The sequence below is a fragment of the Devosia sp. genome (assembly GCF_028290435.1).
In the GTDB taxonomy this organism is placed as follows: domain Bacteria; phylum Pseudomonadota; class Alphaproteobacteria; order Rhizobiales; family Devosiaceae; genus Devosia.
Genome location: NZ_JAQGJV010000056.1, coordinates 1 through 13,290, shown reverse-complemented (window position 1 = coordinate 13,290; position 13,290 = coordinate 1). Strand labels below are relative to the sequence as shown.

Annotated in this window: 17 protein-coding genes and 1 pseudogene; 4 read left to right on the top strand and 14 right to left on the bottom strand. The window is 63.2% G+C overall.

The features are described from left to right. Positions 1–112: 112 nt before the first annotated feature. The 3 genes from JWP26_RS13030 (at position 113) to JWP26_RS13020 (ending at position 1,565) form a co-directional block, all read left to right on the top strand. Complete coding sequence (locus tag JWP26_RS13030; protein WP_299728208.1) at positions 113–427, top strand: metalloregulator ArsR/SmtB family transcription factor; 315 nt, start codon at positions 113–115, stop codon at positions 425–427. Next, positions 424–762 (top strand): SRPBCC domain-containing protein, encoded by a 339-nt coding sequence (locus JWP26_RS13025; RefSeq protein ID WP_299728205.1) that lies wholly within the window; start codon positions 424–426, stop codon positions 760–762. Before JWP26_RS13030 ends, JWP26_RS13025 begins: the two co-directional genes overlap by 4 nt. 179 nt (positions 763–941) lie before the next feature. Continuing rightward, the gene (locus tag JWP26_RS13020; RefSeq protein WP_299728202.1) at positions 942–1,565 is read left to right on the top strand and encodes an ATP-dependent Clp protease proteolytic subunit; all 624 of its coding nucleotides are present in this window, start codon (positions 942–944) and stop codon (positions 1,563–1,565) included. A 2-nt stretch (positions 1,566–1,567) separates the two neighbouring features. Here JWP26_RS13020 and JWP26_RS13015 read toward each other — a convergent pair whose 3' ends face one another. Together JWP26_RS13015 and JWP26_RS13010 are read right to left on the bottom strand one after the other, a co-directional pair. Then, a complete protein-coding gene (locus JWP26_RS13015; RefSeq protein WP_299728199.1) occupies positions 1,568–2,821 on the bottom strand; it encodes a multidrug effflux MFS transporter in 1,254 nt (417 codons plus the stop codon). Between the two features lie 156 nt (positions 2,822–2,977). Beyond that, positions 2,978–4,201 (bottom strand): MFS transporter, encoded by a 1,224-nt coding sequence (locus JWP26_RS13010; RefSeq protein WP_299728196.1) that lies wholly within the window; start codon positions 4,199–4,201, stop codon positions 2,978–2,980. A 147-nt stretch (positions 4,202–4,348) separates the two neighbouring features. Here JWP26_RS13010 and JWP26_RS13005 point away from each other — a divergent pair, with 147 nt between their 5' ends. Beyond that, positions 4,349–4,636 carry a Dabb family protein gene (locus JWP26_RS13005; RefSeq protein WP_299728193.1) on the top strand — a complete coding sequence of 96 codons (288 nt, stop codon included), beginning with the start codon at positions 4,349–4,351 and terminating at the stop codon, positions 4,634–4,636. Between the two features lie 46 nt (positions 4,637–4,682). Here the strand turns inward: JWP26_RS13005 and grxD are convergent, their stop codons facing one another. From grxD to JWP26_RS12945, 12 genes and pseudogenes are all read right to left on the bottom strand, one after another. Continuing rightward, positions 4,683–5,018 (bottom strand): Grx4 family monothiol glutaredoxin, encoded by a 336-nt coding sequence (gene grxD / locus JWP26_RS13000; RefSeq protein WP_299728190.1) that lies wholly within the window; start codon positions 5,016–5,018, stop codon positions 4,683–4,685. Between the two features lie 109 nt (positions 5,019–5,127). Next, positions 5,128–5,685, bottom strand: coding sequence for a hypothetical protein (locus JWP26_RS12995; protein ID WP_299728187.1), 558 nt, complete (start codon positions 5,683–5,685; stop codon positions 5,128–5,130). A gap of 75 nt (positions 5,686–5,760) precedes the next feature. Then, on the bottom strand, positions 5,761–6,393 hold the full coding sequence (locus tag JWP26_RS12990; RefSeq protein ID WP_299728184.1) for an HAD-IA family hydrolase: 633 nt from the start codon (positions 6,391–6,393) through the stop codon (positions 5,761–5,763). After that, positions 6,390–6,716 carry a DUF6665 family protein gene (locus tag JWP26_RS12985; RefSeq protein ID WP_299728181.1) on the bottom strand — a complete coding sequence of 109 codons (327 nt, stop codon included), beginning with the start codon at positions 6,714–6,716 and terminating at the stop codon, positions 6,390–6,392. Before JWP26_RS12985 ends, JWP26_RS12990 begins: the two co-directional genes overlap by 4 nt. A 1-nt stretch (position 6,717) precedes the next feature. After that, positions 6,718–6,951: a BolA family protein gene (locus JWP26_RS12980; RefSeq protein ID WP_299728179.1), complete on the bottom strand. Its 234-nt coding sequence runs from the start codon at positions 6,949–6,951 to the stop codon at positions 6,718–6,720. Positions 6,952–7,043: 92 nt separating this feature from the next. Continuing rightward, entirely contained in the window at positions 7,044–7,655 is a 612-nt protein-coding gene (locus JWP26_RS12975; RefSeq protein ID WP_299728177.1) for a hypothetical protein, read from the bottom strand. A gap of 113 nt (positions 7,656–7,768) precedes the next feature. Continuing rightward, entirely contained in the window at positions 7,769–8,524 is a 756-nt protein-coding gene (locus JWP26_RS12970; RefSeq protein ID WP_299728174.1) for a hypothetical protein, read from the bottom strand. Continuing rightward, entirely contained in the window at positions 8,521–10,749 is a 2,229-nt protein-coding gene (gene purL / locus JWP26_RS12965) for a phosphoribosylformylglycinamidine synthase subunit PurL (RefSeq protein ID WP_299728171.1), read from the bottom strand. The genes JWP26_RS12970 and purL overlap by 4 nt, the downstream gene beginning before the upstream one ends. Continuing rightward, complete coding sequence (locus JWP26_RS12960; protein WP_299728168.1) at positions 10,746–11,405, bottom strand: Pr6Pr family membrane protein; 660 nt, start codon at positions 11,403–11,405, stop codon at positions 10,746–10,748. The genes purL and JWP26_RS12960 overlap by 4 nt, the downstream gene beginning before the upstream one ends. Position 11,406: 1 nt before the next feature. Beyond that, positions 11,407–12,075 (bottom strand): phosphoribosylformylglycinamidine synthase subunit PurQ, encoded by a 669-nt coding sequence (gene purQ / locus JWP26_RS12955; protein ID WP_299728166.1) that lies wholly within the window; start codon positions 12,073–12,075, stop codon positions 11,407–11,409. Between the two features lie 88 nt (positions 12,076–12,163). Next, positions 12,164–12,655 (bottom strand): DUF805 domain-containing protein, encoded by a 492-nt coding sequence (locus JWP26_RS12950; protein ID WP_299728163.1) that lies wholly within the window; start codon positions 12,653–12,655, stop codon positions 12,164–12,166. 3 nt (positions 12,656–12,658) lie between these two features. Continuing rightward, positions 12,659–13,290, bottom strand: a pseudogene (locus JWP26_RS12945) (acyltransferase); the annotation flags it as partial.

The following is a 13,290-nucleotide window of genomic DNA, read 5'->3' as shown; positions in this document are numbered from 1 at the left end:
TCCGTCGGTGATTCCGTAGCTGCATCAAGCTGTAGCGTGTTCGGGCGATGGGTGAAATTGGCATCGATCGGGGAGACTTGCGTAACGCATAAGTCTGTGCTTATGTGTGGATATGAGCGAAGCAGAGATTTTCAAAGTGCTGGCCGATCCGACGCGACGGGCGGTGTTGGAGCGACTGGCCGGTAGCGAGATGACGGCGACGGAACTGCGCGAGGGCTTTGCCATTTCGCAGCCGGCGATGAGCCAGCATTTGGCAGTGTTGCGCGGGGCCGGGCTGGTCAGCGAGCGACGCGCGGGGCGGTTTGCGCATTACCGGGTGGAGCCGGAGGGCATGGCGCCGCTGCATGCGTGGCTGGCGCGATATCGGGCATTCTGGCCGGAGCGGATCGATGCGCTCAAGGATTTGCTCAAGGAGATGGACCAATGACGGACGAGGACGCGCTGGTGTTCGAATGCGCGCTGGACGCGCCGCTCGAGAAGGTTTGGCGGGCGCTGAGCATTCCGGAATATCTGGAGCGATGGTTGAAGCCGACGTCGGAGAAGATCGATCTGGCGGTGGTGAATTCGGAAGAGAACAAGTCGCTGACGTATCGATGGCGCGAAAGCGGGCAGGGCGCCATCGTGGGGGCCGAGGAAAGCGTGGTGACGTTCGAGATCACGCCGATGACCGATGGCGGGACATGGTTCCGGCTGACGCATGCGCCGATGGCGCTGCCGGTGGCGGCGAACAGCAATAGCAGCGCGATGATGATGGCGGCTTAGCGAGATACTGCCGCAAACAGCGTGCTTCCCCCGGACTGGATTCGGGGGTCTCTATCAGCACGGTGCGAGCGGCGAGTGGCCCGCGGGTCAAGCCCGCGGGAAGGGCGGTGGGGATGGGCCATAGAGGTCATCTCGCCACCTTGATGAATTTCAACTCAACTTCTGAACGGAGATCGCCGATGCGCGACATGATGCAACTCGTCCCTATGGTGGTGGAACAATCCAGCCGGGGGGAACGCTCGTTCGATATTTACTCGCGGCTGTTGCGGGAGCGGATCATTTTCGTCAATGGCGAAATCGAGGACAATATGGCCTCGCTGGTCTGCGCGCAGCTGCTGTTCCTCGAGGCCGAAAATCCCGCCAAGGAGATCAGCCTCTATATCAACTCCCCCGGCGGCGTCGTGACCTCCGCTTTGGCGATGTACGACACGATGCAGTTCATCAAGGCGCCGGTGGGCACACTGTGCATGGGCATGGCGATGTCGGCAGGCTCGTTCCTGCTGATGGGCGGGGCTGCGGGAAGCCGGGTCTGTCTGCCCAATGCCAGCATCATGCTGCACCAACCCAGCGGCGGCTACCAAGGCAAGGTCACCGACATCATGATCCATGCGCAGGAGAGCGAGCGGCTGAAACGGCGCATGCACATGCTGTATGCCAAGCATTGCGGGCGGACCTACGAGGAGGTCGAGGCGGCGCTGGAGCGCGATAACTTCATGACGCCGCAAGAGGCCAAAACCTGGGGGCTGGTCGATCACGTCTATGCGGATAGAGCTGAGGTCGAGGCGGCTGGCCGCCCCGACTGAGCTTAGTGCGCCGCGTGCTGGCTCATGTCGGTGTGGGCATATTCGGTGCCCACGCCGAACAGCTTGCCGTTTTCGGCGACCAGCACACAGATCAACGTCAACACACCCATGGTAAAATAGCCGGCGGCGACGGGCACGACGGTGCCGTTGAACTGCTGGCCGATGAAGCTGCCGATCAGGGCGCCGCCGACGGTCTGGATAAAGCCGAACACCGATGAGGCAGTGCCGGCAACGGCACCGAGTGGCTCCATGGAGAGCGAGTTCATGTTGGACGCGGCCCAGCCGAAGGCGAACATAATGATGGCCAGCAGCGGGAAGAACAGCCAGAGCGGCATGAAGCCGGCGATGGAGAGGCCCAACCAGATGGCGGCGACGCCCGTATAGACCAACACGGCGAAATGCGAGAGCCGGCGCATGCCGAGGCGGCTGACGATGCGCGAATTGGTGAAGGACGACACCGACATCAGCGCGGCCATCGCGGCGAAGGCGACCGGGAAATAGACGCCGAGGCCATAGATATCGACATAGACCTGCTGGGCCGAGCTGATGAAGCCGAACAGGGCGGCGAACAGGAACATGCCGGCCAAGCCATAGGAGAAGGCGACGCGGTTGGTGCAGACGATGCGGAAGCCGTCGGCGACGGCCTTGAAGGTCAGCGGGCGGCGATTGCCAAGGGCCAGCGTTTCGGGCAGGCGCAAAAAGCCCCAGAGTCCGAAAATGGTGGCGAGGCCAGCCATGAACAGGAAGATGTACTGCCACGGCCCGGTCAGCAGCAGGAGCTGGCCGATGCCTGGCGCGACGATCGGGATTGCCATGAACACCATGAAGGTCAGCGACATGACTTCGGCCATGGCCCGGCCCGAATACATGTCGCGCACGATCGAGGTGGCAATGACGCGGGTGCCGGCGGCGCCGACGCCCTGGGTGAAGCGCAAGGCCAGCAGGATGGCGAAGCTTGGCGCGAAGGCTGCGGCGAAGGCGGCAGCGACATAGACTGCGATGCCGATGAACAGCGGCGCACGGCGGCCGAAACGATCCGATAGCGGGCCGAAAGCGAGCTGGGCAATGCCCATGCCAAGCATATAGGCGGTGATGACGAACTGGCGCTCGTTCTCGCTGGAGATGCCGAGGGCTTCGCCCATATAGGGCAAGGCGGGCAGCATGACGTCGATGGCGAGGGCATTGAGCGCCATGAGCGCAGCCATTAAGGCAATGAATTCGGGGCGGGAGAGAACCCGCGTCAAGTGGCTGGACATGAATGAAACTCGGAAAAGGGCGCGGGGGAAGGCGCCAATAATTAGGATGCTAGCTTGAACTGGGCGAACTGCTTTGGCAACCCTGAGCATCGGCAAAAGCCGATGGATCATGGCAGCGTTGCGAAAATGAGTCAGCCTTTAGTCGTAAGTGCCTGGTTAGGCTGGCAATGGTGTGATGGCGAAGGCTTTGGCGCCGCGCTCGTGGATGGGCAGGTGGATGGCGGCGGAGCCGAGGCCGAGCAGAATGCCCAAATACCAGACCAGGCTATAGGAGCCAGTGAGGTCATATACATAGCCGCCCAGCCAGACACCGGTGAAGGAGCCGAGCTGGTGGGAGAAAAACGCCACGCCATAGAGCATGCCCATGTAGCGCGGGCCGAAGAACAGGCTGACGAGGCCGGCGGTGAGCGGGACGGTCGAGAGCCAGAGCAGGCCCATGGCCGCGGCGAAGGCGTAGGCGGTGAACTCGCTGACCGGGATCAGCAGGAACGCGGCGATGGCGACAGCACGCAGGAAATAGATCGAGGCGAGCAGCATCTGCTTGGGCAGGCGGCTGCCGAGATAGCCGGCGAGGAGGGAGCCCACAATGTTGAACAGCCCGATAACCGCGATCGCCCAGGAGCCGACTTCGGGCGACAGGCCGCACTGCACCAGATAGGCCGGCATGTGGACGTTGATGAAGGCGAGATGGAAGCCGCAGACGAAGAAGCCGATGACCAGCAGGCGATAGGAGCCGTGGCCCCAAGCCTTGGACAGGGCCTCCATGAAGGGCAGGTCGGCCTGGCCGGGCGTGTTTTCGGTGCGGCCGCGCAGCACGAAGGACAGCGGGATGATAAGCAATAGCAGCATGCCGAGATACACCAGCGCGGTCTGCCAGCCGAAGGCATTGATGAAGCCCTGGCTGATCGGGGCGAAGGCGAACTGGCCGAACGACGAGGCAGCGGTGGCGATGCCGAAGATCATCGGGCGCTTTTCGGCGGGCACGGAGCGGCCGAAGGCGGCCATGACGACGCTGAACGAGCAGATGGCGATGCCGGTGCCGGTGATGATGCCAGCGGTGAGGATGAGGAGGCTGGCACTGGGCGAGAAGGCGGTGAGGATGACGCCGCTGGCATAGATCAATGCGCCCAGTGCAATGGTGCGGCCGGTGCCGACGCGATCGGCGAAACTACCGGCGAAGGGCTGGGCGATGCCCCAGGCCAGATTCTGGATGGCCATGGCCATGGCGTAACCCTCGCGCGTCAGGCCGAGATCGGCCGTCATCGGTAGGGTGAAGAGGCCGAAACTGGTGCGGATACCGTTGCCGATGGCGGCGATGGCGCAGCCGGCGATAATCAGCAGGAGCAGCGGCACTGCGGGGCGAAGCGTGATGGTGGGCATGGCGGCATCCAGATTGGACCCGTTACCTACCCCTGCGGCGGCGTGTCGCAAAGCGCATTTACCGAATGGGTTCTATCAAGGCCGGTGATGAGGGTTGACGCTTGCGTCAATCGCGAGGACAAGACCGCTTGCTTCAGGAGCCAGACTTTGATCCGCCACATCGTGTTTTTCACCGCCAAGACCTCGGACAATCTCGACGCGATCTGCGAGGGGCTGATGCTGCTCGGCACCATTCCGCATTCGCGCCATTTCGAGGTGACACGCAATTCCAAGGTGGACCAGATCTCCAACGAGATCGACGTGGTGGTCTATGCCGAGTTCGAGGATGCGGCGGCGCTAGCAGCGTACAAGGCGCATCCGACTTATGCCGAGGCCACGGAGCGGGTGCGTCCATTGCGCGAATGGCGGTTTTCGGCGGACGTACCGGCGAAATGAAAACGCCGGGCACTGGCCCGGCGCGTTCGCCGCAACTTCGTGACAATCAGGCGGTCTGCTTGACCGGGATGCCGGCGGCTTCGAGGTGGCTCTGCAGTTCGCCGGCCTGGAACATCTCGCGTACGATATCAGCGCCGCCGACAAACTCGCCCTTGACGTAGAGCTGGGGAATGGTCGGCCAGTTGGTATAGGCCTTGATGCCGTCGCGCAGTTCGGCGCTTTCCAGCACATTGGCGCTGCCATATTCGAGGCCGAGATAGTTCAGGATCTGCACGACCTGGCCCGAAAAGCCGCACTGCGGAAAGTCCGGCGAGCCCTTCATGAACAGGAACACGTCGTTGCTCTTCACCTTCTCGTCGATGAACGCGTTGATATCGGTCATGGGTCGCTGCCTTTCTGGGGTCCGGGGAGGGCCGGGAAACTGTTGGCCCATAAATAGGACTTCAAAGCGGCGCTGTCGAGGGCTTCATCGGCAATTACCGATGCTGTGATCATGGGGTCTGGTAGCAGCGCGTACCCTTGCCGGGTTCGACCGATGCGGTGGTAAACGCGTAGAAGCGCTCCTCGCCGATGATGGCGCCCATGCCCCCCGCGGTGAGTTCATCGTAGCGCGGGCAGGTCTGCGGCGTCGCGGGGCCTGCGGGCGCATAATAGTGAATGCCAAACTCGGAGATTTCCACGTCCTGGGCATCCGCTTTCAGGATCGGGCCGGACGGCTCCAGGTTGTAGACTTCGAGGAAATATTGCGGGCCGGTGGATTCGGCGAGCACCAGCAGGTCATCGGAGATGGCCTGGAAATAGAGCTGGTTGCCGTCCTCGGCGATGAACTCGCGGGTGAAGGGCGCGTCCATGCTGCACGGATTGGTCTGGTCCGGCCCAGTGAAGTCACCGACGCGGTAGCTGGTGCCGCCGTCGGCCGCGGGAATGCCGATGACGTAGTGCAGGCCGTTGTCGTGGCACTCGAGCGTATGGTCCGGCGCAGCCTCCTGCGCGAAAGCGGCGGTAGCGCAAAGGGCGAGCAGGGTGGCGATGATGATGGGGCGGATCATTTTAGCTCCGGGCCAGTGACGGTGAAGATGCCGTGTTTTGGCGGAGCGGGGATGAACTGCGGGTGAATTAGGTGCTTAAAGCGCCAAGCGTTCGGCGATCCAGGGGTGGCTTGTGAAGTCATCGATGGTGTCGAATTGTACGGCGTCCCAGCCGGCGGCGCGGGCGCCGATGATGACCTTTGGCGTGTCGTCGAAGAACAGCGGCGGCTCGGACTGGGGGCCAATGCGGGCCATGATGAAATCGAAATAGGCAGGCGCTGGCTTTAGCGCGCCAATGCGGGCGGAATAGAAAATGTCTTCGAACAGCTCGCTCATGCCCAATTGCTGCCAGAGCCAGAGGGCGCGCATATGCTCCTGGTTGGTGGCGACGTAGAGCGTCAAGTCATCACGTTGCTTGAGCTGTTTGACCAGCGCCAGCAGCGGGTGATTGAGCTTGGTGTCGTGGGTCATCCAATAGTGGGCGAACACCATGGGTGAGCCCTTGAAGCCCATCGAGGGCAAGCGGCGCTCCAGCGCCTCGATCAGCGATATCTCGCCGATGATCACCCTCTTGATGAAAATGTCATAGATGAACTCGTCGCGGAAGCGCTGGGGATCGACGCCGAGATCGGCGAGCAGGGTTTCATCCCAGCGCTGCTGCAGGTCAGGGCGAGCGTGATAGCCGTGCACCAGCACGCCATCGACATCGAGGAATACGGCGCGGGTCATTTGCGCCGTTCCGGCATTGCGCCAAGTCCGGCAAGCACTTCGGGCGGAATCTTGAGTTCTTGAATCACGTCGGTGTGGCGGCGGAAGCCGACCAGTTCGCGCTGCACGAAATATTGCCAGACCTGTTGGCGGGCTTCGGCAAGGCGTTGATCGCGGTCGGTGGTGGCGGCAGCCAAAGCCGCAATGGCGTCGATGACGTGGCGTTCGGCGGCGCCGAGCGAGGAGGCGCGCTCGGCGAGAATTTCGTGATCGAGCGCAGTGGTGCCGGCTTCGGGCCGCACCATGCGGATCAGATCGAGCGATTCGCGCAGCGATGACGCCATGTTATTCAGGGGCACTCGTCTGCAGGGCGAGAGCGTGGAGCGCGCCGCCCATGTCGCCTTGCAGGGCGGCGTAGACGAGCTGGTGCTGCTGCACGCGGGTTTTGCCGCGGAACTGCTCGGAAATCACGGTGGCGGCCCAGTGATCGCCATCGCCGGCCAAGTCACGGATTTCAATGGACGCATCGGGCAAGGCCGTTTTGATGCGGCGTTCGATCTCGGCGGATTCCATGGGCATGGCGGGCACTCCTGGGCAGTTGGCGGCTCAGGCCGCGTCAGAATGATATGGCACGTGCGCAGGGAGGCTTCAATACGAGGCGGCGCCTGAGCCTAGGGCGCGGGTGCTGCCGGTGCCGTGGGCTCCGGCGCGACCTCGGCGCCGACGCAACATTCCGCATCCGCCTTGGTGGAGAAATTTGCGATGATGAAACTGGCGATGGGGCGGGCTTTTTCGGCTACCTCGGTGGCGAACAGGCAATCGAGAACATAGCCGCGACCGCCATCGACGGTTTCGGTGTGCATGATGGTCAGCGGCACGCCCATGGGCGAATTGGTGCTCTGGCCTTCATAAATGAGGGCGGGGCCGCTTTGATAGGCGGTGGTACCCTTGCTGGCTACTGTGAAGCCGGGAAAGCTTTCGGTCCACGTGGCGGCGACCTTGGCGTCGTCAAAATCTGCCAGGGCGCTGTCGGGGGTCCAGTTGGTGTCGGCGACGGCCGGCACGATTGTGACACTGCATTGCAGCGGCGCATCGGGATGGTTGATGGTCAGCGGATCGGCGGCGCCGCCCGTGGCCGTCATGACGGCAGGATAGATCAGCGTATAAGGCTGATCGGGCAGGATGGAGCGGGTAACCGTGACATCGGATTGCGCATAAGCCCCGACGGGCAGGAGAGCGGCCGCGGCCAGAAGGCAGGGGGCCAGGGCCCAGCGGTTGTTCATCACGGCTCTCCAAAATCATCGCACAATACAAGCGCCAGAAGACGCCAAAGAGCGGCGATCATAAGGCGATGCTGGGATTTGAACAGCGCGTAAAGTTTACCACAAGCGCCTTATCAGGCGGTGGGGCCGGTCCAAAGCGGAAGCCCGGAATTTTTCGCGAAGTCCGGGTCCGAGGCAAAGACCGGATATCCACGGTCCACCATGGCCTTGAGCACAGCTCGGTCGGGCTGGACATGACCGCGTGGTACGGCAACGTCCTTGGCGAAATGCCAGCCTGGGGTGAATGAGAAACCCGACATGACAACCGGGTTGGCGCCGAGCTTCACCGCCAGCAAGGCCGCGAAGATACCATTGGAAATGCCCGCGCTGAGGCCAACGTGGGAGAGGCCGGTCATCTCCATGATAACGGCGCCGCGGACATGGCGGTCTAGCTCGGTGACGCTATCGGCGCGATAGTCATGGATGGCGAGTTGAGCGGTGGCGCCTTTGTCCTCGCTGCTGCCCATGATGGCGACCGCATGGGCGGTTTGCCTGCCGCGCAATGCGGCCCAGAGGGCGTCGTGAATCTCGGTGGGCACAAAGACGTTACCGCGAAAGAAAATATTGTCGCGGAGGATGGAGAGGTCGGGCCGGGGTAAGCCAAACTGCTCTGCAGTGACTTGCGAGGCGTTGACGCTGATCACGAACCAGTTGTCGTTGAGCCCCTTGGGCGGGTGCGGGTTGGGCGCGCTTCCAACCACGACGGCGGGGCCAGTTATGGTCGGCAGGTCGCTCAATGCGCGCAGATAGGTTTTTCTGAACAGGCTCAGATGCAAGCGCGCGCGCAGGCGGGACGCGAAACTCGCGGAGAAACGCGCCCAGGAGGTCATTCGCCCGCCATATAGGTGGGGAACCAGCCTTCGTGGGCGGCTTTGAGGGCCGCAACAGGAATGGCGCGGGCGTCGCCGAGGACGAGGTCGGTGCCGCCAGTGGAGCCGATCCAGGGGGCGTGGATGCGCAGGGATTTGGCCTCGTCCCAGAGCGCGGTGATTTCCTCGCCCTGCGGGTCGAGGTTGATGGTGACGAGGTAGCGGCCCTGATCTTCGCCGAAGAATTGCGGGATCGGGTCGGCGGTGGTGATGTCGGTGACCGTGGCGCCAATGCCCGAGGCGATGGCCATTTCGGCCAGGCCCACCGCGAGGCCGCCGTCGGAGAGGTCGTGGACGGCGGTGGCAATGCCTAAGCGTATGAGTTTGCGGACGAAATCGCCGGTGCGGCGCTCGTGGGCGAGATCGACCGGGGGCGGTGGGCCGTCCTTGCGGTCGAACAGGTCGCGCATGTAGATCGACTGGGCGAGGTGGCTACCGCGATTGGCGGGCGAGCCGACGAGGAGGATGACCTGGCCTTCGGCAGCGAAGGCAATGCGGGCCATTTGCGACCAATCAGGCAAGAGGCCGACGCCGCCAATGGTGGGGGTGGGCAGGATGCCCTTGCCGTTGGTTTCGTTGTAGAGCGACACGTTGCCGGAGACGATGGGGAAGTCGAGCGCGATGCAGGCTTCGCCGATGCCTTTGATGGCGCCGACCAATTGTCCCATGATTTCAGGACGTTCGGGGTTGCCGAAGTTGAGGTTGTCGGTGGCGGCGAGAGGGTCGGCGCCGGTGGCGGTGAGGTTGCGCCAGGCTTCGGCAACGGCCTGCTTGCCACCTTCATAGGGGTCGGCTTCACAATAGCGCGGGTTGACGTCGGAGGTGAAGGCGAGGGCCTTGGTGGGGTGGCCGTCGACGCGGATGACGCCAGCATCGCCGCCGGGGCGCTGCAGGGAATTGCCCTGAATCAGGGTGTCGTACTGCTCGTAGACCCAGCGGCGCGAGCCGATCTGGTGGCCGCCCATGAGGGCGAGTAAGGCATCGGCGACATCCATCTGCGGGACGTCGTTTTCAGCCAGCATGCTGGACTTCTTGCTCTCGACCCAGGGGCGGTCATATTCGGGGGCTTCGTCGCCCAAATCCTTGATCGGGAGGTTGGCAACTTCATCGCCGTGCCAGAGGACACGGAAGCGCAAATCGTCGGTGGTTTTACCGACGGTGGCGAAATCGAGCTCCCATTTGACGAAGACGGCGCGGGCCTCGGCTTCCTTTTCGGGATGCAGCACCATGAGCATGCGCTCCTGGCTTTCGCTCAGCATCATCTCATAGGGCGTCATGGCGGTTTCGCGGACCGGGACCATGTCGAGATTGAGTTCGATGCCGAGATCGCCCTTGGCGCCCATTTCAACGGCGGAGCAGGTCAGGCCCGCGGCACCCATGTCCTGGATGGCGATGACGGCGCCGGTGGCCATCAGTTCCAGACACGCTTCGAGCAGTCGCTTTTCGGTGAAGGGGTCGCCGACCTGGACGGTGGGACGCTTTTCGTCGATGTCGTCGCCGAATTCGGCTGAGGCCATGGTGGCGCCGCCGACGCCATCGCGGCCGGTCTTGGCGCCAAGATAGACGACGGGCAGGCCGACGCCCTTGGCCTCGGACAGAAAAATCTTGTCGGTATCGACCAGGCCCGCCGCGAAGGCGTTGACCAGGATATTCCCATTATAGCGGGCGTCGAATTCGACTTCGCCGCCGACGGTGGGCACGCCGAAGGCATTGGCATAGCCACCGATGCCGGCGACGACGCCCGAGACGAGGTGGCGGGTCTTTTCATGATCGGGCGCGCCGAAGCGCAGGGCGTTCATGGCGGCGACGGGACGGGCGCCCATGGTGAAGACGTCGCGCAGAATGCCGCCCATGCCGGTGCCGGCACCCTGGTAGGGCTCGATGAAGCTGGGGTGGTTGTGCGATTCCATCTTGAAGACCACGGCCTGGCCATCGCCGATATCGACCACGCCGGCATTTTCGCCGGGGCCCTGGATGACGCGAGGGCCGGTCGTCGGCAGGGTCTTGAGCCACTTTTTCGAGGATTTGTAGGAGCAGTGCTCGTTCCACATCGCCGAGAAAATGCCGAGCTCGGTATAGGTCGGCGTGCGGCCGATCAGATCGAGGATCTTCTGGTATTCATCCGGCTTGAGGCCGTGATCGGCAACGAGTTGGGGGGTAATGACGATGTCGTTGGGAAGGGTCATGCGGGCACTGTCCGGGAGAAGCGGGCAAGGAGGTGGTCGGCGGCGATGACGACGGCCATGAGTGCGGCCAGAACGACCGTCATGTAGGCGGAATTGAGCAGGACGGCGCCGTAGCCGATCTTGTGCACCGCCAGGATGGGGTAGGGGTATTCGGTGACCCAGGCGCCGCGGGCCAGGATGTAGACCAGGTAGGCCAGCGTCGGCACCAGCATCAGGGGCAGGTTGGCCCATTTTAGAGCGCCATGCGGCTGGGCGATGACCCACCACAGCAGGTACAGGATCGGCGCCAGATAATGCAGCATGTTGTCCGCGGTCAGCGCCTGGCCTTCGAGCACGGCCAGATGGCGCAGCACGAAATAGACGTAGAGCATGACCAGCGCGATATTGGCGGCCATCAGCCCGCGGGTGATCGGGTGGCGGAACAGCTCAAGCCAGCGCCAGGTGGTGACGACGGAGAGATAGACCAGCACCAGAACGATGTTGGTGAGGATGGTGTAGAAGGCGAGGAACGTGCCGAGCGAGCCGGGAATATCCTTGCCCGCTGCGGCATAGGCCGGCATGGACAGGGAAAACTGCAGCCCCAGCCCACCAATGCCGACCGCGAGGCCGACCCATGGCAATAGAATGCGGGGGTTTCTCGCGGGGCGACGGACCATGTCAGGCGACCTGTTGCAGCAGGCCCGAGAACAGGGCGCGACCATCGGTGCCGCCATGGGCGGATTCGATCAGGTTTTCCGGATGCGGCATCAGGCCGAGGACGTTCTTGCGGTCGTTGAGAATGCCGGCAATGTCGTTGATCGAGCCGTTGGGATTGGTGCCTTCGGCATAGCGGAAGGCGACCTGGCCATTGCCTTCGAGGCGGGCGATGGTTTCGCTATCGGCGAAATAGTTGCCGTCGTGGTGGGCGACGGGGCAGCGGATGACCTGGCCCTGGGCGTAGCCGCGGGTGAAATCGGTCGCCGCATTGGTGACTTCGAGCTTGACCTCGCGGCAGACGAATTTGAGGCTCATATTGCGCATCAGCGCACCGGGGAGCAGGCCGGCTTCGATGAGGATCTGGAAGCCATTGCAGACGCCGAGGACCTTGACCCCGGCATCGGCGCGGGTGCGGATTTTGTCCATGATCGGCGAGCGGGCGGCGATGGCGCCGCAGCGCAGATAATCGCCGTAAGAGAAGCCGCCGGGGATGACGATGAGGTCGACATCGGGCAGGTCGGCGTCCTGGTGCCAGACGACGGCGGGGGCAGTGCCGGAAATCTTGGTCAGCGCCGCGATCATGTCGCGGTCGCGATTGAGGCCCGGAAAGACGATGACTGCGGATTTCATCGGCTGATCCTCGCATGTGGGGAGTTGCGAGGGTCTTGTCGTGAGTCTTTGCCAAAAAGGCAAGGGGCTTATGGCCGCTTTGCCTGCGTCAGATGAAGCGTTCGGTGGAGCCGTTGAGGCGCGAACTGCCGCCGGCGGGGTTGCTGGCGGCGCTGGGGCGCAGGGCGCGGGCGTAATAGGGCTCAGGTTCGGCGCGGCGCGAGTTGCGGCGTCGAGTCGGTTCGCCATCGCGGTCGCCGTATTCGTTGGAGCCGGGTTCGGAGGCGCAGCAGGTCCAGACCAGGACCCAGAGCCCGCCGAAGGGGACGAAATTGAGCAGATACCACCAGCCGGACTTGCCGATATCGTGCAGGCGGCGGACGGTTACAGTGATGCCGGGTATGATGTGGAACAGACTCAGAAAAATCATGAGCGGGCTGAGATTGTCTTCAGCGGGGAGCAGCCCAGTGCTGCGGTATTCGTAGTAGATGGCCCCACCCACGATGATGAGCGTGACCAGTTGATACAGCCAGTATTGGGCGCGGCCGGTCCTGCCGGAGAATTCGAAGTAGCGCAGCAGCGCGTCCAGGTATGAGCGCATCTGTTACTCGGCCGGCGCGGTGGCGGTGGTCGCGCGCGGCTGACGGGCGCCCGGGGTGCCGGGGATGTGAGCCCAGGCGGGGCGTTCGAAGAGGAATTTGCCCCAACCGGTACGTTCGACGATCCAATAGAGGATCAGCGGGGAAATCACCGAGGCGGCCATGACGATGATGCTGATGGTGCTGACATCACTGACGATGCCCAGCTTGAGCAGGATGGTGCGCACGATGCCCATGGGCAGCACGAAGACCAGATAAATGATGAGCGACTTGGAGCCGAGCCAGCCCAGCCAGTTCATGGCGGGGAGCTTGGTCAGGAGGACCGCGAGCACGCAGAGCGCGACAGTACCGGTGATGGCTAGCGCCAGATGCACGCCGGGCAGGGCGGCGAGGCCCATGGTGACGTGGCCGGGAGCGACTTCGAAGCCGGGCGAGAACACCAAAGCGGCTTCGACAACAGCCCAGACCACCAGCGCGCCGATGGCGGGCAGCACGTTAGCAGAGGCCAAATCGGCGATTTTGAAAATCTGCGGCGCGAAGGCATAGCCGGCATAGAAGTAGACGAAATAGGCGGCGAACTGATCGACGACGTAGCTGCCGGTATGGACCGCGGACATTTGCAGGATGGCGCCGACGG